The sequence below is a fragment of the Gilliamella sp. Choc5-1 genome (assembly GCF_001690595.1).
In the GTDB taxonomy this organism is placed as follows: Bacteria; Pseudomonadota; Gammaproteobacteria; order Enterobacterales; family Orbaceae; genus Gilliamella; species Gilliamella apicola_M.
Genome location: NZ_LZHH01000076.1, coordinates 1 through 21097 on the forward strand (window position 1 = coordinate 1; position 21097 = coordinate 21097).

Annotated in this window: 21 protein-coding genes; 13 read left to right on the forward strand and 8 right to left on the reverse strand. The window is 33.9% G+C overall.

Translation table 11 applies throughout. The features are described 5' to 3' along the window. The 3 genes from A9G35_RS06665 to A9G35_RS06675 all read right to left on the reverse strand — a co-directional run. A partial coding sequence (locus tag A9G35_RS06665; RefSeq protein WP_065636197.1) for a transposase occupies window positions 1-222 on the reverse strand: 222 nt, incomplete at its 3' end. After that, on the reverse strand, window positions 219-788 hold the full coding sequence (locus tag A9G35_RS06670) for a PoNe immunity protein domain-containing protein (RefSeq protein WP_065636198.1): 570 nt from the start codon (window positions 786-788) through the stop codon (window positions 219-221). The genes A9G35_RS06665 and A9G35_RS06670, both read right to left, overlap by 4 nt. Window positions 789-1488: 700 nt before the next feature. Further along, window positions 1489-1674 carry a hypothetical protein gene (locus tag A9G35_RS06675; protein WP_065636199.1) on the reverse strand — a complete coding sequence of 62 codons (186 nt, stop codon included), beginning with the start codon at window positions 1672-1674 and terminating at the stop codon, window positions 1489-1491. A gap of 364 nt (window positions 1675-2038) precedes the next feature. Here A9G35_RS06675 and trxB point away from each other — a divergent pair, with 364 nt between their 5' ends. The 3 genes from trxB to cydC are packed head-to-tail and all read left to right on the forward strand — an operon-like array spanning window position 2039 to window position 6348. After that, window positions 2039-2992: a thioredoxin-disulfide reductase gene (gene trxB, locus A9G35_RS06680; RefSeq protein ID WP_065636200.1), complete on the forward strand. Its 954-nt coding sequence runs from the start codon at window positions 2039-2041 to the stop codon at window positions 2990-2992. Window positions 2993-3007: 15 nt separating this feature from the next. Then, window positions 3008-4723, forward strand: coding sequence for a heme ABC transporter permease/ATP-binding protein CydD (gene cydD / locus A9G35_RS06685; protein ID WP_065636201.1), 1716 nt, complete (start codon window positions 3008-3010; stop codon window positions 4721-4723). Then, window positions 4717-6348 carry a heme ABC transporter ATP-binding protein/permease CydC gene (cydC, locus tag A9G35_RS06690; protein WP_065636202.1) on the forward strand — a complete coding sequence of 544 codons (1632 nt, stop codon included), beginning with the start codon at window positions 4717-4719 and terminating at the stop codon, window positions 6346-6348. Before cydD ends, cydC begins: the two co-directional genes overlap by 7 nt. A gap of 135 nt (window positions 6349-6483) precedes the next feature. Here the strand turns inward: cydC and A9G35_RS06695 are convergent, their stop codons facing one another. Genes A9G35_RS06695 through A9G35_RS06705 form a run of 3 tightly spaced genes read right to left on the reverse strand, consistent with a single transcriptional unit; the run spans window position 6484 to window position 9200 of the window. Further along, complete coding sequence (locus A9G35_RS06695) at window positions 6484-6726, reverse strand: hypothetical protein (protein ID WP_065636203.1); 243 nt, start codon at window positions 6724-6726, stop codon at window positions 6484-6486. Window positions 6727-6741: 15 nt separating this feature from the next. Continuing rightward, window positions 6742-7767: an SPFH domain-containing protein gene (locus A9G35_RS06700; RefSeq protein WP_218057218.1), complete on the reverse strand. Its 1026-nt coding sequence runs from the start codon at window positions 7765-7767 to the stop codon at window positions 6742-6744. 8 nt (window positions 7768-7775) lie between these two features. After that, window positions 7776-9200, reverse strand: coding sequence for a hypothetical protein (locus A9G35_RS06705; protein ID WP_141673812.1), 1425 nt, complete (start codon window positions 9198-9200; stop codon window positions 7776-7778). Between the two features lie 414 nt (window positions 9201-9614). Between A9G35_RS06705 and A9G35_RS06710 the strand changes: the two genes are divergently transcribed. The 10 genes from A9G35_RS06710 to A9G35_RS06755 all read left to right on the forward strand — a co-directional run bounded on the left by A9G35_RS06710 (window position 9615) and on the right by A9G35_RS06755 (window position 17321). Next, the gene (locus A9G35_RS06710) at window positions 9615-9989 is read left to right on the forward strand and encodes a hypothetical protein (RefSeq protein ID WP_065636206.1); all 375 of its coding nucleotides are present in this window, start codon (window positions 9615-9617) and stop codon (window positions 9987-9989) included. 87 nt (window positions 9990-10076) lie between these two features. Next, window positions 10077-10394 (forward strand): ribosome silencing factor, encoded by a 318-nt coding sequence (rsfS, locus tag A9G35_RS06715; protein ID WP_065636207.1) that lies wholly within the window; start codon window positions 10077-10079, stop codon window positions 10392-10394. A gap of 4 nt (window positions 10395-10398) precedes the next feature. After that, window positions 10399-10869: a 23S rRNA (pseudouridine(1915)-N(3))-methyltransferase RlmH gene (rlmH, locus tag A9G35_RS06720; protein ID WP_065636208.1), complete on the forward strand. Its 471-nt coding sequence runs from the start codon at window positions 10399-10401 to the stop codon at window positions 10867-10869. A 23-nt stretch (window positions 10870-10892) separates the two neighbouring features. Further along, the gene (ybeY, locus tag A9G35_RS06725) at window positions 10893-11360 is read left to right on the forward strand and encodes an rRNA maturation RNase YbeY (protein ID WP_065636209.1); all 468 of its coding nucleotides are present in this window, start codon (window positions 10893-10895) and stop codon (window positions 11358-11360) included. Between the two features lie 120 nt (window positions 11361-11480). Further along, window positions 11481-12353, forward strand: coding sequence for a CNNM family magnesium/cobalt transport protein CorC (corC, locus tag A9G35_RS06730; RefSeq protein ID WP_065636210.1), 873 nt, complete (start codon window positions 11481-11483; stop codon window positions 12351-12353). Then, a complete protein-coding gene (gene lnt, locus A9G35_RS06735; RefSeq protein WP_065636211.1) occupies window positions 12346-13887 on the forward strand; it encodes an apolipoprotein N-acyltransferase in 1542 nt (513 codons plus the stop codon). The genes corC and lnt overlap by 8 nt, the downstream gene beginning before the upstream one ends. A 226-nt stretch (window positions 13888-14113) precedes the next feature. Then, complete coding sequence (locus A9G35_RS06740) at window positions 14114-15022, forward strand: glutamate/aspartate ABC transporter substrate-binding protein (protein ID WP_065560951.1); 909 nt, start codon at window positions 14114-14116, stop codon at window positions 15020-15022. Window positions 15023-15176: 154 nt separating this feature from the next. Then, complete coding sequence (locus tag A9G35_RS06745) at window positions 15177-15896, forward strand: amino acid ABC transporter permease (RefSeq protein ID WP_065636243.1); 720 nt, start codon at window positions 15177-15179, stop codon at window positions 15894-15896. A 1-nt stretch (window position 15897) separates the two neighbouring features. Then, window positions 15898-16599, forward strand: a complete 702-nt coding sequence (locus A9G35_RS06750; protein WP_065636212.1) for an ABC transporter permease subunit — start codon at window positions 15898-15900, stop codon at window positions 16597-16599. After that, window positions 16596-17321, forward strand: coding sequence for an amino acid ABC transporter ATP-binding protein (locus A9G35_RS06755; RefSeq protein WP_065636213.1), 726 nt, complete (start codon window positions 16596-16598; stop codon window positions 17319-17321). Before A9G35_RS06750 ends, A9G35_RS06755 begins: the two co-directional genes overlap by 4 nt. Window positions 17322-17417: 96 nt before the next feature. On the opposite strand, the gene recD is transcribed toward A9G35_RS06755, so the two are convergent. Further along, window positions 17418-19268: an exodeoxyribonuclease V subunit alpha gene (recD, locus tag A9G35_RS06760; protein ID WP_065636214.1), complete on the reverse strand. Its 1851-nt coding sequence runs from the start codon at window positions 19266-19268 to the stop codon at window positions 17418-17420. Window positions 19269-19292: 24 nt separating this feature from the next. After that, entirely contained in the window at window positions 19293-20888 is a 1596-nt protein-coding gene (locus A9G35_RS06765; RefSeq protein WP_065636215.1) for a DUF4139 domain-containing protein, read from the reverse strand. Window positions 20889-21097: the final 209 nt, after the last annotated feature.

A 21097-nucleotide genomic window follows, 5' to 3' on the forward strand; every position in this document is an offset into this window, starting at 1 on the left:
TTTACGCAACGCGATTAACTCTTGTTCTTGTGGACTGCGATTATCTTTTGTTTTAAATGAGCCACTTTGGCTTGATTGCGTTATCCAACGGTCCAATGCGGATGGCGTCAAATCATATTCTGCAACGATTTCACTACGTGATTTACCATGTTGATAAAGACTGACCATTTGCTGTTTAAAATCATCTGTGAATGTTCGTCTTTTGCGTTTAATCTTATTCATATTTGTTCCTTTTTTAGTTGTGATAAGTTTACCTTACCCCTTAAAAAAGTTGTATGAATTAGTGTAGCCGATCCAGTTTGAGCCAATGAAATAATGTCTTGAGTTGCTTTATAAGGTCTTGGAAATTCAAACTTTGCCGTTTGCTTTCTCCATTGGGTACTGTTTTGTAAAATAAAATCAACCAGATAATCATTGAGATGATCCCTTTCAACCAAAGATTTTAATTTTTCAAATATATCTGGTTCTGCCTCCAGCATAATACCGATAGATAGCATCCAAACCATCTCAATATAACCTGATATTGCTTTCCAACCTTTTTCCATAAAAGAAACACTTCTTTTATAATCTTCTATTAAGTTTGGTATAGGTTGTCCTATTGAATATTTGGATATTAATATTTGTCTATTTCTCATTAAAAGAATAGAGAAATGTTTCATGATTTTTTCTGAATTCCAACTAGAACCATATTCATTATATTCTTTCAAATCTCTTGTGATACAATTTTCGTCGAATTCTATATTTTCTTGATATTTTTGTCTCGTATTTAGCTTATCTCTTAGTTCCATATTTTTATCTCTTTTTTTTGGTAAAATTAATTATTTTTTAGTTAAGGCCAAGGGCTGACTGAACCTCTAAAAACGCATAAGGAGTTTTCCCTGAAATCATTTTATGCAGTTTAACGGTATTATAAAAATTAATAAAACATTTAAGTTTTGTTGTCTTTTTTATCACTAAATATTTGTTGATTATGCCACATTTCAATTTAAAGTTCGTATCACTCTTTTCATTTTTTAATCTCCAGACGGTATAGACTCCTGAATATTTTTTACAAAAATTTATCCTAAAAAAAGAGCAGTCGAGTAAATACCCAATAGTGATTACACCGTTTATCTAAAAAATTACACTTTTATTAGTGTGTTATATTCAGAAGAGTGATGTTATTTAATGTTAAATGCGTTTTTTGAGGTTATAAATAGCATGTTTTAGATAGACATCGCATTTTGGCAGGCAGTTTTTATAGTGTTCATTCTAGCAGGTTAAAAGAACTGACAGCTTTCATCAGGCTTTTTTAGCATATTATAAATGCTCTAGCGAATGACCATAGATTGTTTGGCCTAATTAGTAACGGTTATTTTTCTTTATGATATCAGCGCCCTATTTCTTGTCTGTTATAGGGCGTTAATTTTGGTTTTTTATGTATATTTATTACAGTAGTTTTTCAAATTACTGCAAACAACGCGAGGAATTGCTACACTTTATTAAATATTATTTAATGGATTGATAAAGCGCTTCGGCATCCATTGAGGCCGAATCCATAATAAATGAAATACCAGATAAAATATTACCAATCTGAGGATCGCTAACATTTTGTTTTACTGAATTTAAAATCTCTTGTGCCCAATTAATTTTTCTAAGCACGGCTTCTACGTTATCTCTTGAAGAATTATCCATATCGTCTCCCCCCCCTTACTTTTGTCAGGATGTAAAATAAACCGATAATCAAGAAAGATCATCAGGTAATAAAAAAAGAATTCTTAAAAAAATGGAGTTAAAAATAAAAGCACATATTTTAAACACTAAAAATAAAAAACTAAAATAACCGTAATTTAAAAAAATAACAAAGATATATAAAGCAATTGAAAAGAAAAAGATAACGTAATTTTACTTAAACAATAATTCTTATTGTTATAACCTATTGCTGCAATAACGAATTATTTTGCACGATAAAGATTGATAATGTTAGACTTATCAGCCATAAATTGAGTTAATTTTGTTTAAAATAACCAAAATTAAAAAAATAGGTAAGGATTTAAACATGAAAACCAAACACGCACGCCTTTTAATACTTGGTTCTGGCCCAGCTGGTTATACCGCTGCTGTTTATGCTGCTCGAGCTAACCTTTCACCGGTATTAATTACAGGAATGCAACAAGGTGGGCAACTCACTACCACCACCGACCTTGAAAACTGGCCAGCAGGCGCCCCTGATCTAACAGGACCTGAATTAATGGCTAAAATGCAAGAACATGCCGAAAGATTCAATACTGAAATTATTTTAGATCAAATTGATCGTGTCGATTTTAGCACTAAACCTTATAAGCTTTTTGGTAGTGAGACAGAATATAGCTGTGATGCACTCATTATTGCAACAGGTGCTTCGGCACAATATCTTGGTCTACCGTCTGAAGAAGCGTTTAAAAGTAAAGGCGTGTCGGCGTGTGCTACCTGTGACGGATTTTTTTACCGCAATCAAAAAGTTGCTGTCGTGGGCGGTGGTAATACAGCTGTTGAAGAAACACTTTACTTAGCCAATATTGCCAGTGAAGTACACTTAATTCACCGTCGAGACAGCTTTAGAGCTGAAAAAATATTAATGGATCGCTTGGCTGAAAAAATTAAAGAAGGCAAAGTGATTTTACATACTCATCGCATTGTTGACGAAGTATTAGGTGATGATATGGGCGTAACAGGCGTTAGGATTCGTAGCACACAAGACCCTAACATAACCGAAGAAATCTCGGTTTTAGGTGTGTTTATCGCCATTGGTCACAAACCTAATACCACGATATTTGAAGGTCAGCTTGAACTCAATGGCGGCTATATCAAAGTACAATCAGGTACTGAAGGTAATGCAACTCAAACCAGTGTCGAAGGTATTTTTGCTGCTGGTGATGTGATGGATCATGTTTATCGACAAGCTATTACATCAGCAGGAACGGGTTGTATGGCAGCTTTAGATGCGGAACATTATTTAGACAACTTAAAATAAAAAGTAACAATCTACATGTCATTAGATAAAAAACGCCAAACATACCTTTTAGGCTGGCTAAAACAGCAGGCAAAAAAACATAAAAATGATTTGCGTGTATCAACATTAACAGGTTTTATGTTAACAATCTTGGTTATTACCCAAGCTGCATTACTAGCCATTATTTTACAAAAACTTATTATTGATCAGCACCCTTTTGTAGACATTTTACCCTCTTTTAGTGCACTAATAGCGGTACTACTAATCCGAGCTGGTTTTATTTATCTACGCGAAAAAATCAACTTTGCTATAGGTAAAAAAATTCGCCAACAAATTCGGCACCAATTAATTAATCAACTTGAACTATATGGCCCTGCCTATTTAAATCAAACTACCACCGGTGCATCGAGCACCTTGCTGATTGAGCAAGTCGACAAATTACATGACTTTTTCGCCCGTTATTTGCCTCAAATGCGGTTAGCAAGCATGACGCCCATTTTAATTTGTATTGCAATATTGCCATTTAACTGGGCTGCTGCAACCATTTTGCTTTGTACTGCACCACTTATTCCTATCTTTATGATATTAGTCGGTATGGGTGCTGCTGACATTAACCGCCGTCATTTTAAAGCTCTGGCTTATTTAAGTGGCCACTTTTTAGATCGCTTAAAAGGTTTAAGTACCATTCGCCTATTTAACCAAGGTGACAGACAAGCCAACGAAATTACAAAAGCCTCGGAAGATTTTCGCATTAAAACCATGCAAGTATTAAAAATGGCGTTCTTATCATCAGCGGTATTAGAATTCTTTACTTCAATTTCAATCGCTGTTGTTGCCGTTTATTTTGGTTTTTCATATTTAGGCGAATTTAATTTTGGTGCTTATAATGGAACAATTACTCTATTTGCGGGCTTTTTTGCGTTGATCTTAGCGCCTGAGTTTTTTCAACCCTTACGGGATCTAGGAACTTATTACCATGCCAAAGCTGAAGCTATTGCCGCTGCTGATAATATCGAAGCATTCTTAACCCAAAAATCCCCTCAACAACATGCTAACGTGGCATTATCAAATATCCCATTTGCTCAATCCTTACAAACCATTGAGGCCGATAACTTAGTTGTAATATCAAACGAAGGACAACCTATTGTTGGACCGTTATCATTTTCGTTACACGCACCTTTTAAATTGGCTCTCATTGGAACAAGTGGTGAAGGTAAAACCTCGTTAATGCAGGTTTTATTAGGATTTTTACCTTATCAAGGATCACTCAAAATTAATGGTATTGAATTTAACCAGTTAGATATCAAAACGTGGCAACAACAAATTAGTTGGATCGGCCAAAATCCGTATTTAATTAACGGCTCAGTGCGTGACAATATTTTACTTGGCAAACCAAATGCATCAGAACAAGAAATTGAAGCAGTGATTTGCAAATCGCAATTAACCGAAGTCATTGCCAAATTACCTGCAGGTTTAGAGACACAAGTCGGAGAAGAAGCGGTTAGATTATCCGTTGGGCAAGCACAGCGTGTGGCATTAGCCCGAGCCATGTTAAAACCCTGCCAACTATTGATCCTTGATGAACCAACAGCCAGTTTAGATAAACAAACTGTACAAAACTTAGAACAGCAAAATATTGCCACAAATAGCATTACTGTTACTCATCAAAATGATGATATGCAGCATTTTGATCAAATATGGCAATTATCACAAGGAAAACTGCATTATCATAACAAGGAGAGTACATGCTAACCACTCTGCGTCCCTATATTGCACTTTACAAACACTATTTTTGGCAGATTTTATTGGGATTATCGCTGTCTATTTTAACCCTATTTGCTAGCGTATTTTTGTTATCATTATCGGGATGGTTTTTAGCTTCTACTGCAGTTGTTGGCGTGGCGGGGTTATATTCTTTTAACTATATGTTACCGGCCGCAGGCGTGCGCGCAGCTGCAATAACGCGAACCGCTGCACGTTATATGGAGCGTTTAGTTGATCACAACACGACGTTTAAACTTCTTTCTTATTTAAGAACCTTGGCATTTAAAAGAATACTCCCCCTCAGTGCCAATCAACTTGCTCAATATCAAAAAGCTGACTTACTTAATCGCTTTATTGTCGATATTGATGCGCTTGATCACTTATATCTAAAGCTGTTTTCGCCTATTGTCACTGCTCTTGTAACTATTGGAGTGTTATTTATTGGGTTAGCAAGTATCAACTTACCGATTGCATTAATCATAAGCATTATTCTAACCACTACCTTATTGGTGGTGCCTGTTATCTTTTATCAAGCAGGTAAGCAATTAGGAACAACACTGGCAAAGCAACAAAGTGAGTATCGACTACTATTAGTTAACTACCTACAAGGACAAGCCGAACTTACTTTATTTAATGCACAATCACGCTATCGCGCAAAACTTGATGAACTTGAATCGAGTTGGCTTTACAACCAACAACGCCAATCAACACTAATGGCGCTATCAAGTGCGCTTGTCTTATTAATTGCAGGATTTTTAACCTTATTAGTACTATGGCTAATCACACAATACACCCTATCGCCTTTAGTGGCGTTATTTGTCTTTGTCAGCCTTGCTAGTGCTGAAATACTTATGCCCATTCCTGGCGCTTTTATCTTTTTAGGGCAAGTACTCACATCGGCTACTCGCACTACCACTATTTTTAATCAAAAGCCTGATGTCGAATTTACAACACAAGGACAACTAATTGATCTAAAATCGGCTAAATTACAGTTAAGTAACATCAACTTTAGCTATCCAAATCAACCTTTTGCGGTATTAACTGATTTTTCTTTAACAGTCAAAGCTGGTGAACATATTGGCTTAATTGGCAAAACGGGTTGCGGCAAATCGACTTTATTAAGTTTAATCACACGCAATTGGGAACCAAATTCAGGAACGATTTTTATTAACGACACACCAATAAACCAACTCGACGAACCTACACTTCGACAAGCCATTGCCGTTGTTCCACAAGTGATTACTATTTTTAGTGATAGCCTACGGCACAATTTATTAATCGGAAACCAACAAGCAACTGATGAACAACTCATAACGGTATTGCATCAAGTCGAACTCGACAAACTGCTCACCACAGAACAAGGGCTAAACTTACCGCTTGGACAAGGTGGTCGCTCACTATCAGGAGGCGAAATCCGCCGTATTGGCCTTGCAAGAGCATTGTTACATAATTCGTCATTAATTTTAATGGACGAACCAACTGAAAGTCTTGATCAAAAAACAGAACAGCAAATAATTCAATTGATTAAACAAACCTGTAATGGTAAAACGTTACTAATGGTGACGCACCGATTGACAGATAACCCGTTGTTTGATCGTATGATTTCGCTTTAATTAAATTTGGCCCGAGTATTTATTTACTATATTGTCAAACAACTGACAACGTTATTAGTTTATAATTCGGCTTGATATATTTACAAACTTTGGTTGATATCTTTTCAAGAATAATAGTTATTTATCAACAACCTATTATTTTTCTTTAAATTGGGCTACATTACCCTCTTTTTTATCATAGCGGTATTCGCCATTATTAAAAAGTAATGCCCAAATAAGGCATAATATAATGCTACTAACAACAATAGTTAAAATAGTTAAAAGGATTTTAGTTATATCAACATATTGAAATACATTTATATCCCATATTAATAATATTATCCCTAGTGACAACGTAAAAATAAAAGCAATAAGAAGACTGGCTAAAAATGTTTTCATTCTGTTATTCCTTAATTAAAGCTTATCAATATACTCTTTTTTCTTTGCATCATACTCTGCTTGAGTAATTACCCCGATATCTAACAATTGTTTTAATTTTGTTAACTTACTATATATATCATCGTTATCGATCTTTTCAAAGTCAGAAGAGCCTTGCTTATTATCAGTATCTGCTACATTTTGAGTGTAGATTTTTGATAATTCGGCACCTGCTACAAATTGAGCACCTAAACCTGCTATTCCCCCTTCATTTTTAGCCGCATCACGCATAGCTTGTAATTTTTCCATTTCAATATAACTTAAATTACCTTTGCTCGCGGCAATTGCATCGGCCGAAATGTCAGCTATTTTAGCAATTCTTTTTTCGGTTTCACTATCAAACTGAGAAGCCACAATACGAAAATCAGACAAAGTTAAACCTAACTTAACAAATTCATCAATTAAATGCATTTTAACATTTTCAGATAGTTCACTTAATTTTGAATCTATTTGCAAATAACTATATTGCATTTGAGCAAGTAAACTTGTTATTTCTTGAATAATACGATTTGAAATTAATTCTTTTGCTTCTTGAGTTGTATATTGATTACGTTGACCAATAATTTGTTGATAAAATTGTTGAATATTACCGATTGAAAAAGCATAGTTACCATTCATTTTAAGTTGAATTGGGAACTGATATTCTGGCTCTAAATACTTAATGGGTGATGCGGTACCCCATCCTTGATTAACGATATTGTTTTTTTTGAAAAAATAAATATAAAGTTTGTGTTCACTCTTAAAAGACTGCCTTATTTTTAGCATTGTTGTAATAAATGGATGGTTATCGGTTTTTAAATTATAGATACCAACGTCTTCAATCACATCGGCTATTTTACCTTCATAAACTAGCACTGCACCTTGCCCTGGAGCAACAATAAGCTTACTGGCATTGATAATTTGATCATTATTGCTAGCGGGAAACTGATACCACAATATATCAGTTGAATTGTCACGCCATTCTATAACCGAAGCTAATTGTTTTTTAAAAAAACTAAACATAATTACATTCATTCCTTATTACTGTCTAAAGACTTTGTATCTAAGATAAAATCTTGTTTACCATCATGATTTAATTGAATTAATTTATCTGCTGTCATCAATATAATGCGATCATTCAATATTTTTGCCTTAACGCTATTGAACGTTAAAGGAAAATTATAGCTCCAACGAATATCTGCATCTTTCGTATCTAATAATTGAATAACATAATTATCTTTCTTGACTGGTGATGTAGAAAAAGCAATTAGCAACGAATCACCATTATCATCGAGCAATTTAGGGAAGAAATAAACACGATCTGGGGTAAAATCTCGATATTTTAACGTTCTAGATGCTTTCTTTAGCCATGGTTCCAAAAGAACTTTTTCATAAGGCGTATCGCTGTTAATAATAACAATAGCTTGATTTTGTTTTGTATAGTAAAAATTTGACCATTTAAACCATGCCTCTTCACGTGGATAACCGGGTAAATACTGATACTCATATTGTATTAATCGACAATTTTCATCAGGGTAATCATTGCTTATTGTGCTAAAGCTAAAAGCTGTACGTACTGAGAAATTGGCAGGTAATGGCGTTGCTCCTGTTCTTGCTTTATAAAATTCATCATCTTTATAAAGTTTATCTATATTAGGATAAAAATAAAAATGCTTCCCTTTATTGGTATACACATACAAACCGTCACCCCATTCTTTGCTTACAAACTTAATTTCTGCCAATCCTTGTGAAAACTCAGGTTGTTTTGCAAACATGGTATCATTAACATATTCAAAAATTTTATTATGCTTATTTAATCGATATAATTTTTGTTTATCAATCAGCAATAAAAAATCATCGTTGTCCCATTTTCTTAATTCATAGGGAATAGGTTCTGAAAAATGACTTTTTTCATCAATAGGCAATTCAAATTGACCAACAAACTGATTTGCTTGGGTATCATAAATTTTAATGAAATGCTGTTCTTCTCTTCTTGAAAATGGATCGTCTTTTGATATTTTTAATTTACTTTTCATAATCAAATAAGGTGTATCTTTATACACAAAAATATCAATATTTTTATGAGTCCATTTTTCTTTATTAACCGTAGCAGGTGGATTTGTACGATTTTTATCTGATGTACTTTTTGCTGAATATGCTACGGGTTTAGATTCAAAAAAGCCTTCACTGCCTAAAACCTGCAAAACAGCTATAACGCCAAAGATCACCGTACAAAAAATCGATGCACAAACTATAACCACAATATTGATTGTATTATTTTTTGACTGGATAGTTTTTTTGGGTTCAGATTGTTGATGATGAAAAACATGTACATCATTTTTATCAACAAAATAAACAGCACCACAACCTTCACACTGATATTTTTCATTGCCCAATGAACTATGTTTGATACTTCCACATTGTGGACATTTAATGGTTAATATATTTGAAGTCATTTTTAAAAATTAATTATATGATTGATTGTAAGTAATTTAGTTAGCTATATTATAAGCTATAGCCTTTTTTGTCGATAAAAAAGTAAAATCGTATAATTAAAACTCATTCTTTAAAAAATTCATAACGCGTTTAAGCTTGTGTTTTCTATCTTTTGTCGCACTAAATATTTGTTGATTATTCCACATCTCAATTCAAATTTCGTATTATTATTTTCATTATTTTAATCTCAAGACGGTATAGACTCCTGAATATTTTTTACAAAAATTGGATCAGCAACACTAATTTTTTGTTTGAAAATGTGTGCCATTGAAATATAAAACTTTGCTTTTTTATTGTTCAAATTTCCTTTAACATCTATATATATTTGTATAAGATAAAATACGTGGAAATTATTCCATTAAATTGCATATATTATGAAAGCGATATTTTTCTTACTTTTTTTATTTAGTACCAATTTTGTAGAAGCAGCAACGGTTAGAATCCTTCCGCGCGTGGGTCACGATTACAACCCAATATATCCATCTTTATTAGGTTTATTTTTAGGACTTTTATTCTTGTTGGGTATATCGTCGTTAACAGAGGTGTTAGCTGAATTTAGCATACATAGAGAAAAAAAGCGAAAAGCAAAAAATACAATAAAAGATACTCTAAAAAAAGAGAAACGTTTAGCTATAAATAATCAAAAAAAATTGAAAAGAGACCAAATAAAGAAAAACAGAAAAGAACAAATAAAAAAAATGCGTGAAGATAAACTAGCAAAAAAGAAAAGAAAAAAGCAATCCCAATAATCAATAAAAATATGTGTAAGTTATCATCGCCGTTATTTTTGAAATATATGCTATAATGCCGCTTTATTTTTTAATCATAGAGAGTTTATTTTGCAGCAGTCGTTACAAGATTTTATTATTGATAAGATTGATGATCTAAAAGGAAAAGACATTGTTACCCTTGATGTTCGTGGCAAATCAAGTATTACCGATTATATGATTATTTGTACTGGCACTTCAAACCGTCATGTATCCTCTATTGCTAACCATTTACTTGATGAAGCAAAAAAACAAGGCCATTTGGTATTAGGTAGTGAAGGGAAAGCTGATGCCGATTGGGTTGTAGTTGATATGGATTCGGTGATTGTGCATATTATGCAAGAAGAGAGCCGTCAGCTTTACGAACTGGAAAAGCTTTGGAGTTAATGGCGTGAAAATTCAGCTTATTGCTGTTGGTACCAAGATGCCAAGTTGGGTTACAACAGCTTTTGATGATTATTGTGCTCGCTTTCCTAAAGATATGCCGTTAGAGCTTGTTGAGATCCCTGCAGGTAAGCGTACTAAAAATGCCGACATTGTACGAATTTTAGACAAAGAAGGCGAGTTGATGTTAAATGCCTGCGGTAAAAGTAATCGTATTGTGACACTCGATATTCCCGGTAAACCTTATACAACCCATAATTTAGCCGAGCAGTTAGAACGTTGGAAAGCCGACGGGCGAGATGTGAGTTTATTGATTGGTGGCCCTGAGGGGTTATCGCCTGCTTGTAAAGCGGCAGCCGAGCAGAGTTGGTCGCTTTCTCCCCTTACTCTTCCACACCCTTTAGTACGCGTGATTGTGGCTGAAAGCCTTTATCGAGCATGGAGTTTAACGACTAATCACCCTTATCATCGTGAATAATAACCTAAGGTAATCAAAATAGAATGAGCGCAATAATTTTAGATTTACAAATTGCTACCAAAGATTGCCAAAATTTGCCTACCGAAGCGCAAATTATGCAATGGTTAGAGGTTATTTTGCCGCAATTTGTGGATAATGCCGAGCTAACTATTCGTATTGTTGATGAGCAAGAAAGTCAGCAATTAAATAATACCTATCGTCATAAAGATAAGCCAACCAATGTATTATCTTTTCCATTTGAGTCACCCATTGAAATTGATGTTCCTTTGCTTGGCGATTTGGTGATTTGTAAGCAAGTGGTTGAAGCGGAAGCAGATCAGCAACATAAATCATTAACTTCACACTGGGCACATATGATTGTGCATGGTTGTTTGCATCTATTAGGCTATGATCATATCCTTGACGACGAGGCCGAAGAAATGGAAAATATCGAAATTGATATTATGCAGCAGTTGGGGTTTGAAGATCCTTATCAACCCATTGATGAATAAAATGTACGATAGGCCGTTTAGTTATATGCTATTTTGCAAACTTTTTTAGTAAGTAAGTAAATTAAGTAAACTAAGCCCAAAATAGTAAATTAATAATAAAGTAAGAAAGGAAAAGCACAAATGAGTGATGATAATCACCGGAGACCTAAAAAAGGGTTTGCATTATGGTTAAGTCAGTTATTTCATTCAGAACCAAAAGATAAAGAAGAACTGATCGAAGTGATCCGCGAAGCCGAAGAAAACGAGCTTATCGATCTCGATACGCTTGATATGATCGAAGGCGTTATGGATATTGCTGAACAACGCATTCGCGATATTATGATCCCCCGCTCTCAAATTGTTACCATTAAAGACAATTATTCACTTGATGAGTGTTTAGATATTATTTCTGAACATGGGCATTCCCGTTATCCTGTTATTAGTGAAGATCGCGATCATATTGAAGGGATTTTATTGGCAAAAGATCTGTTGATTTTTATTCGCCAAGGCGTCGATAATTTTGATTTGAAAAAAATCCTTAGACCAACCGTTGTTGTGCCTGAAAGTAAACGTGTTGATCATATGCTAAAAGAGTTTCGTATGCAGCGTTACCATATGGCAATGGCTATTGATGAGTTTGGCGGTGTGTCAGGGCTTGTGACTATCGAAGACATTTTAGAACTGATTGTTGGTGATATTGAAGATGAATATGACGAGGTTGAAGATCGTGATATCCGTCGCTTGTCCCCTTCGGTTTATACTGTTCGAGCACTTACACCCGTTGAAGATTTTAATGAAATCTTTGCCACTGATTTTAGTGATGATGAAATGGACACCATTGGCGGGCTTGTGATGCAACATTTTGGTCGTTTACCTTTACGTGGCGAGAGTATTACAATTGATGGTTATCAATTTAAAGTAGCCATTGCCGATAGAAGGCGTATTATTCAACTGCATGTAACAATTCCTGATGGTGCAACAGTACCTAATTTAGAGTTACCTGAAAATGCTTAAGCCAATTTTATTAAGCTTGCTTTTAGGTGGTATAGCGGTTTTTAGTTATGCCCCTTTTCATATTTGGCCTTTAGCCTTTGTGTCGTTTGCTGGGTTATTATGGCTTATCGCCGATAAATCTAAAAAACAAGCCACGTTGCTTGGATTAAGTTGGGGTTTTGGCTACTTTTTAGCTGGCGTTCACTGGGTTTATATTAGTATTAAACAGTATGGAGAGTTACCGCCTTTTGTTGCCGTAATTATTCTGGGGCTTTTAGTTCTGTATTTGTCTATCTACCCAATGCTATTCGCCTTTTTATTAAGATTGACAAATCGGTTTGCTACGCCATTTTCGTTCAAACAGCTTGTGCTTGTAGCGCCAATTCTTTGGCAAGTGACCGAGTTTTTACGTGGCTATATTTTGACAGGTTTTGCTTGGTTACAATTAGGTTATAGCCAGCTTGATAGTCCTTTACGTGCTTATTTTTCTGTCTTTGGTATTGATGGTGTTAATTTAATTTTAACGGTGTTATGTGGCTTGCTAGTTTATGGTATAAAATCCGCCACTGCAAAAATTCCTAAAAGGCACGCTTTTGGTGCGTTTATTGCACTAATTACGATCTTCTTTGCACCGATTTCATTCAACAATATCGAATGGACAACCGTCGATAACACCCGTTCAGCTAATTTTGCTTTAATTCAAGGAAATATTTCGCAGTCAATTCGTTGGACAAGAGAACAGCTGAATAATACCTTACAAACCTATGCCAAACTAACTCAAGATAATCTTGAAAAAAATAAGATCATCATATGGTCAGAAGCTAGCATTACCGATTACGAAATTAATCAGCAGTCTTTTTTACAACATTTGGATAATGAAGCCAGAGCCCATAATGCTGAAATCGCTGTCGGTATTATTGATTATCGATTTGGTGAAGATGGTTATCAATCCAATGGTGATATCTATAATACACTATTAGTATTGGGCGAAAAGGAACCCTATCAATATCCGACAATAAATCGTTATCAAAAACACCATTTAGTGCCTTTTGGTGAATTTACACCACTAGAGTCAGTACTTGAGCCAATTGCTGAATTACTAAATATTCCCATGTCATCAATGAAATCTGGCCAAGCAAAGCAAGCACAATTAGTTATAAAAGGCTTTAAATTTACGCCTGCTATTTGTTATGAAATTATTTTGTCAGATTTAATGCGACAAAAATTTACCCCTGATAGTGATTTTTTATTAACGGTGTCTAATGATGCATGGTTTGGCGATAGTATTGGTCCTAAACAGCATTTACAAATGGCACAAGCTAGAGCGCTTGAGTTTGGTCGGCCGTTAATTCGTAGTACTAATACAGGTATTACAGCCATTATTGATCAGCATGGCAATATTGTTAAACAATTGCCTCAATTCAAAACAGATGTTTTGTCGGCTTCTGTTTCACCAACAATTGGGTTAACGCCTTATGCAAGATGGGGGAATATTCCTTGCTTTGTTATTATGGCATTTATGTTTATCTCACTTTTTATAAAAAGACGTTCATAATTTATGATATTGGCATAATTTTTGCTTAAATATAATTAGGTTTAAGAAGTTTTGGTATAATCAATCATTAGCAAAAACACGCTGATTATTGATTGCATCTAGCTCCGTGATAAATAAATAGACAGTAAAAAGTACTTTTATGCAAAAAAATAAGTTATAATATACGTCCTTTGTAAAAATATTAAAATTATTTAATATGATACAAAATAAACAGTAGGAGATGAGTATGAACAAAAAGACAAAATTAACCAAATTAGTGTTATCGTTTGCAATGTTAGGCCTAATGACTGGTTCAGCTATTGCAGAAGAGCTAAGCGGTACATTAGCCAAAATTAAAGATACAGGTGTTATTGTTGTTGGTCATCGAGAATCTTCGATTCCATTTTCCTATTATGGTGAAAAACAAGAAGTTATTGGTTATTCACAAGACTATTCTAATTTAATTGTTGATGCAGTTAAAAAAGAATTAAATTTGCCAAATCTTCAAGTAAAATATTTACCAATTACCTCTAAGACTCGTATTCAATTACTTAACAACTATACTTATGATTTCGAATGTGGTTCAACCACAAATAACCTTGAACGTCAAAAAACAGTTGATTTTTCAGACAGTATTTTTATTGTTGGTACGCGCTTCTTAGTCAAAGCAGATAGCAATATCAATAGTATTGAAGATTTAAAAGGCAAAAATGTGGTAACTACTGCTGGCACAACGTCAGAAATCCGTTTAAATCAAATCAACAATAAAGATAACCTAGGTATTCGTATCATTACGCCAAAAGATCATGGCGATGCATTCAATGCACTTGAAACGGGTCGCGCTGTGGCATTTTTAATGGATGATGCATTACTTGCTGGTGAACGTTCTCGTGCAATTAATCCTGCTGAATGGAAAATTATTGGTGAACCGCTTTCTTATGAATCTTATGGTTGTATGTTAAGAAAAGGCGATACTCAATTTAAACAATTAATGGATAAAACCATTGCTGATGCACAAAAGTCAGGAAAGGCATTAGAATCCTATAACAAATGGTTTACTCAACCTGTTCCGCCAAAAGGTGCAAATATGGGTCTTGAGATTTCACCAAAAATGGTTGAACTATTTGCCAATCCTAATGATAAAGCATTAGATTAGTACTTTTCTTGTCTTTCCATCCATGTACTGAATGTGACAGCATTTGGTACATGATCTAATTTAGCGAATTAAATATATTATGATTTTTGATTGGATACAATTTATTAAAGCATGCTGTATACGTGTTTTCGACTTCTTTGTAAACTTTAACTGGATGCTTTTTTTTGAACCAACTCCTTATGGTGATGGAATTTATTTAAACTGGCTTTTAGACGGTGTTATCGTCACGGCTTCATTAGCTTTTACTGCATGGATCATCGCTTTTGTACTAGGATCGCTTGTTGGGATATGTAGAACATTAGATAATAAATTTTTAAATAACTTTGCAGCAAGTTATATTCAGCTATTTCGTAATATTCCATTACTTGTACAAATGTTTTTGTGGTACATGATACTGCCTGTAATATTAAGTGGCCGTATAAAAGTTTGGTTTATATCTGATTTATCGCCCAATGTAAGCGCATTTATCACTGCGGCAATAGCACTAGGTTTGTTTACTTCAGCACGTATTGCTGAACAGGTAAGAACTGGCATTCAAACGTTACCAAAAGGTCAACGCTATGCCGCTATTGCTCTAGGTTTAACGAATCGACAAGCTTATATGTATGTTTTATTACCAAACGCTTATCGACGTATTATTCCACCATTAACATCAGAAATGACCAATATTATTAAAAACTCATCGGTCGCTTCAACAATTGGGTTAATTGATTTGATTGGTCAAATCGATCGTATCAATGAGTCAACTAATAGCATTATTGAAATATTGTTGGGTGTGAGTATTACCTTTATGCTGATTAATTATTTGGTAATTACTGTGATGCGAATTGTTGAAAAGTACACTCGCTTACCTAACATGAGTCATGGAGGATAATATGCAGTTAATTAATTGGATTGCAAATATCCCTTCATTAGTATTAGATAATTATGAATTATTATTAAGTGGATTATGGCTAACAACTAAAATCACTTTCATCGCAGTTGCTTTTGGCATTGTTTGGGGAACCGTACTGGCGTTAATGCGCTTATCTAATATTAAAATATTAAATATTTTTGCAAAAAGTTATGTTACTTTATTTCGCTCAATACCTCTTTTATTAGTGTTATTATGGTTCTATTTAGCACTACCACAAGTGATTAAATATGTATTTAACTTACCACCTTATGCAGATGTACGTATTGCATCAGCGATGATTGCTTTTGCTCTATTTGAAGCTGCCTATTATTCTGAAATCATTCGTGCGGGTATTAATGCCGTTGCAAAAGGACAATACCACGCTGCTTATGCACTAGGAATGACTAAAAGCCAAGCAATGCGTTTAATTATTTTACCGCAAGCATTTAGATCTATGGTGCCATTATTATTAACCCAAGGTATTATCTTATTTCAAGATACGTCTTTAGTTTATGTTATGGGGTTAATAGATTTATTTGGCGCAAGTGTAACTCAAATTGGGGGCACCCAAGGCGGTACAGATAAATATTCAATGATTATTTTTGCAGCAGCAAGTTATTTTGTAATTTGTTTTACTGCTTCATGTTTAGTTAATTATTTTAAAAAAGGGATAAATCGATGATCTCCTTAGAAAATATATCAAAATGGTATGGACAATTTCAGGTATTAAAAAACTGCACCACGCGAGTTGGTAAAGGCGAAGTTGTTGTTGTGTGTGGTCCTTCAGGTTCAGGTAAATCAACACTGATAAAAACCGTTAATGCTTTAGAGCCAATTCAAAAAGGTAAAATTGTTATTAATGGTACAGAAATTACTAACAAATCAACAAATTTAGCAAAATTACGTTCTAAAGTGGGCATGGTGTTTCAACACTTTGAGTTATTTCCTCATTTAACAATTTTGAAAAATCTAACACTCGCTCAAATTAAAGTGTTAGGCCGTTCGGATAAAGAAGCGAGTGAAAAGGCCCTTAATCTTTTAGATCGTGTTGGTTTACTTGCCCATGCAAATAAATACCCTGCTCAGCTCTCTGGTGGTCAACAACAACGTGTAGCGATCGCTCGTGCATTATGTATGGATCCTATTGTTATGTTGTTTGATGAACCAACTTCAGCACTCGATCCTGAAATGGTAAACGAAGTACTAGATGTTATGGTTGAACTGGCTTATGAAGGTATGACTATGATGGTGGTTACTCATGAAATGGGCTTTGCGCGTAAGGTAGCCCACCGAGTTATCTTTATGGATGCTGGTGAAATCATTGAAGATACCTCAAAAGAGCAGTTCTTTACTAATCCGCAATCAGATCGTGCTAAAGACTTCTTAGCTAAAATCATCCATTAATTTAATTATTACAGGGCTTTTAGCCCTGTTATATTCTTCCTCGAATTACACATCATCTTTCAAAAAATAAACTCAAATATGCTTATCAAAACAGAATCAGCTATTATTTTGCAATAAACTGACTAAACCACTATGTCTTTGCGTTTGTGATTTAATTGCTTGTAACAAGATAGCTTCAGTCGCATAAATTGAAACCGTTTTTTTAGCACGGGTAATGGCAGTATAAAGTAAAGAACGATTAAGTAATGGCGAACTATCAGTTGGTAAAATAATATTTACATCATCGAATTCTGAACCTTGTGATTTATGAATTGTCATGGCATAAGCCGTTTCATGTTCGGGTAATCGAAATGGAGAAAATCCTTTAATAGATCCATCAGCAAAAGGGAAATAAACGCGCAATTTTGAACTATCATGCTCGGCTTTTAATGTAATGCCTATATCACCATTATATAGCCCTAATGAAGCACTATTACGTAATATCATGATGGGTCGACCAACATACCATGCTTCTTTATTTTTCAAAAAAATTAATTTGTTTTTGGCTAAAAGTAATTCAATTTGTTTGTTTAAACCTTCTACGCCAAAATGGCTTTCTCTTACTGCGCAAAGTAAGCGATATTCAGCAAATTTAGCTAAAATCAACGCGATATCATCAGTTCCATTCTGCTTAATCATATTTAAATAATGTTTATAATGATTAATACTATCGTGTAAAACATCTTCATAAGCCTGTTGTGAAGAAAGAGCGTGATACTGAATATCATTCAATGATTCATCTAATAATAATTTTTTAACAACATTTAAGCGCCCTTCTTTCACAGCATTAGCTAACAAACCAATACCAGATGATTCGTTAAAACGGTAACTCTTTTGTAATAAGCAAATACTGTCGGTAATTGTTGCTGTTTGTTCACAAGCTGGCACATTATAACCAGTTAATTGGCTTAGCTCTTTTGCTCTAGGTTGACTATAACCTTGAGTAATAAAAGCGCAAAGATCACCAAATACAGCCCCAGCTTCAACAGACGAAAGCTGATCTTTATCACCTAGCAGAATCAAACGTGCTGAAATAGGTAACGCTTCTATCACTCTTGCCATCATGTTTAAATCAACCATTGACGCTTCATCAATAACTAACACATCAATATGTAAAGGATTATTTTTGTTGTACGTAAATGAACTGTTATCAGCTTTTGCACCTAATAAACGGTGTAAGGTGATCGCCTCGGCCTTTAGGTTTAATGATGCAAAATTGAGTTGTTCTATTGTTCGACTCAGTGATTCTGTTAACCTTGATGCCGCTTTACCTGTTGGCGCTGCCGTCACAATTCGAGCATTAGGGTTGGTTAATAAAATTCCTGCTAAAATCTTAGCTACAGTTGTTGTTTTACCTGTGCCCGGCCCACCCGAAATAATAGCAACTTTGCGTGTTAATGCCGCTGCAACAGCTACTTCTTGCCAATCAGTTTGAGATTGTTGCTGAGTAAAAAGCTGATTTAGTATAGTGTTTAAATCAGAATAATAACTTGGTTGTTCACTAAAAGTCGTATGATTAAAATATTGTGCGACATTCTTTTCATCCAACCACATTCGTTGAAAATAGAGTTTATTTTCAATAAACACAAGGGGAGACAAGTTTGTGCCATCGCTCACAACCTGATTATGGCTTGCTTGTTCAAGAGTGAGGCGCCAATCTTGTTCGTTTGGCGACGCTAAAGCTAACCAAAGTGATGTATCAATAGCCGGAGGGGTTAGGAGTGTTAGATCAAGACAAACATGTCCCGATCTAACCTCTTTACTTAGTGATAGAACCAAAAAACTAAAACGTTTGCTAGTAATATCATCATTTAACATTGCTTTATTCGTCAAAAACGTTGCCAAATGAATATCTAGCAAACTAATTTGGCTATCTTGTTTAAATTGGTTTAACCACTCGTTTAACATATTTTATTTCTGTTATTCACTTATTTATAAACCAATTATATCGTTAACTTTATCTTTTGGATAAGTTAGTTTAAAACTTAAATTAAGGTTTTTATTTTCGCTTGGGTTTAACTTAAATTCCCATATTAATTCGCCAGTTTCTTTATTATAGGTTGCACCATCATATCTAGCATCATCAAGTGAAACGGATTTATTAACTATTATCGGTAATTGATCATAAACAACAATATCAATCGGTAATGTTTTGGCATTTTTTACGTCAATGGTGTAAGCATATTTTTGTGAAATATCATTACCAAATAACGATGGTTTTGATGTTTCATTAACATTACGATTACGAGCAATAAAGATATTTTTATCTTTTCCTAAAGAGATATCTAACGTCTCTTTTAAATCTTTAGTAGTAATAAAGCTTTCGCCAATATAATTACCATTAAAAAATACCGTTGACTTACCTGGCAAAAGGTTAAGTCTATCCCAATCAACAATTTGCGCTTGTAAGTACACATTGCTATCTAATTTAGGAATAGCAATATAATGATATTTTGCCTCCACTTCTTTATTTTGTAATGTAAGGATATTATTATTGCTATTGGATTTAATCGTATAAGGCAATTTAACCTCGAAGCGAGTATTAATATCTAATGTATTGATTAATGCATTATCATTATTATCATCGATATAGACATCTGCATCCTCTAAGGCAACTGTTGACTTTTTAGCGCTCATGTTACCATCACTTTTCAACAATCCGCCTTTTTGGGTATATATATCAATATACCAAGGAACTAAATCTGGGGCTATTATTCCTTCACTTGGATTCGAAGTCGATAAACTAAAATCAACATTTTGCCAATCTAAACCACTATTTTGATAAATATCTGCTTTATAGGTTAGCTGTAACGGCGAATTAATATCGGCAACACGCACATCATAAATTGGTGCCCAACCCGCTTTATTAGTAACATACGACAAGGTAACAGGCAGTGTAATATCTTTATTAGAATAAACTTTTACGGTAATTGCATTTGTTGTATTTTTTGCTGATGCTTTCTGTTTATCGATCTTATCTTGGCATTGTAGTATCTGCTCATCTATCTCATCGAGTTGTTTTTGTAGTTTGTTTTGTTCGTTTAATACTGTAACTAAATTAGTTTTAATAAAATCTAATGCACTTTGCATTCCATTTAAATCATCATTAGCACCTTTAACTAACAAATCTAAACGATTCCCTTGTAATAGAGTAACTTGTTCTGATACTGCTTTTAATTCAATTTCGACTGTATCGTGTTTTTCTTGTAACTTTTGTAATTCTTCAAGTAAAGATTGAATTTCTTGGTTTTCTTTACTATTGTCAATATAATTATCATTGAATGATGTTGATAATACTTTCACGTTAGCATCATTGCCAAATCCAACATTAATGGAATTAGCTTTAACGCCATTGGCAATTCCAGTTAATAAAATTTCACTTTCGCCTTTTGTCAATGATACCGTTGATTGCCCTTGTAATTCGGCACCTTGCAAAAAAAGCGTGACTTTATTAAGTGTTACATTGTTGTTTGCAAAAACACTGCTGGAAGCAAATGCAATTAAAAAAGCTAATTTTTGAATTTTCATACCATTCCTTTTAAAAAATTATTTAAATATAAATAACTTAATAGTTAAGTTAAAAAGTAAAATTATTTCATTAATAACAAATAAGTATTCACTATTTTAAGGGTAATTTCTATAACATTTAATGAAGTGAGATAAAAAATAAATTATTTTTGTTTAGTATATTGAACAAAAATAAAATTTAAGTTATATTTTGTTAAAAATAAAAAACA

What these genes read in the sequence shown, in the direction of transcription:
- A9G35_RS06670 (WP_065636198.1), bottom strand. Translation starts at nt 788, where the DNA reads ATGGAACTAAGAGATAAGCTAAATACGAGACAAAAATATCAAGAAAAT.
- A9G35_RS06675 (WP_065636199.1), bottom strand. Translation starts at nt 1,674, where the DNA reads ATGGATAATTCTTCAAGAGATAACGTAGAAGCCGTGCTTAGAAAAATT.
- trxB (WP_065636200.1), top strand. Translation starts at nt 2,039, where the DNA reads ATGAAAACCAAACACGCACGCCTTTTAATACTTGGTTCTGGCCCAGCT.
- cydD (WP_065636201.1), top strand. Translation starts at nt 3,008, where the DNA reads ATGTCATTAGATAAAAAACGCCAAACATACCTTTTAGGCTGGCTAAAA.
- cydC (WP_065636202.1), top strand. Translation starts at nt 4,717, where the DNA reads ATGCTAACCACTCTGCGTCCCTATATTGCACTTTACAAACACTATTTT.
- A9G35_RS06695 (WP_065636203.1), bottom strand. Translation starts at nt 6,726, where the DNA reads ATGAAAACATTTTTAGCCAGTCTTCTTATTGCTTTTATTTTTACGTTG.
- A9G35_RS06700 (WP_218057218.1), bottom strand. Translation starts at nt 7,767, where the DNA reads ATGTTTAGTTTTTTTAAAAAACAATTAGCTTCGGTTATAGAATGGCGT.
- A9G35_RS06705 (WP_141673812.1), bottom strand. Translation starts at nt 9,200, where the DNA reads ATGACTTCAAATATATTAACCATTAAATGTCCACAATGTGGAAGTATC.
- A9G35_RS06710 (WP_065636206.1), top strand. Translation starts at nt 9,615, where the DNA reads ATGAAAGCGATATTTTTCTTACTTTTTTTATTTAGTACCAATTTTGTA.
- ybeY (WP_065636209.1), top strand. Translation starts at nt 10,893, where the DNA reads ATGAGCGCAATAATTTTAGATTTACAAATTGCTACCAAAGATTGCCAA.
- corC (WP_065636210.1), top strand. Translation starts at nt 11,481, where the DNA reads ATGAGTGATGATAATCACCGGAGACCTAAAAAAGGGTTTGCATTATGG.
- lnt (WP_065636211.1), top strand. Translation starts at nt 12,346, where the DNA reads ATGCTTAAGCCAATTTTATTAAGCTTGCTTTTAGGTGGTATAGCGGTT.
- A9G35_RS06740 (WP_065560951.1), top strand. Translation starts at nt 14,114, where the DNA reads ATGAACAAAAAGACAAAATTAACCAAATTAGTGTTATCGTTTGCAATG.
- A9G35_RS06745 (WP_065636243.1), top strand. Translation starts at nt 15,177, where the DNA reads ATGCTTTTTTTTGAACCAACTCCTTATGGTGATGGAATTTATTTAAAC.
- A9G35_RS06750 (WP_065636212.1), top strand. Translation starts at nt 15,898, where the DNA reads ATGCAGTTAATTAATTGGATTGCAAATATCCCTTCATTAGTATTAGAT.
- A9G35_RS06755 (WP_065636213.1), top strand. Translation starts at nt 16,596, where the DNA reads ATGATCTCCTTAGAAAATATATCAAAATGGTATGGACAATTTCAGGTA.
- recD (WP_065636214.1), bottom strand. Translation starts at nt 19,268, where the DNA reads ATGTTAAACGAGTGGTTAAACCAATTTAAACAAGATAGCCAAATTAGT.
- A9G35_RS06765 (WP_065636215.1), bottom strand. Translation starts at nt 20,888, where the DNA reads ATGAAAATTCAAAAATTAGCTTTTTTAATTGCATTTGCTTCCAGCAGT.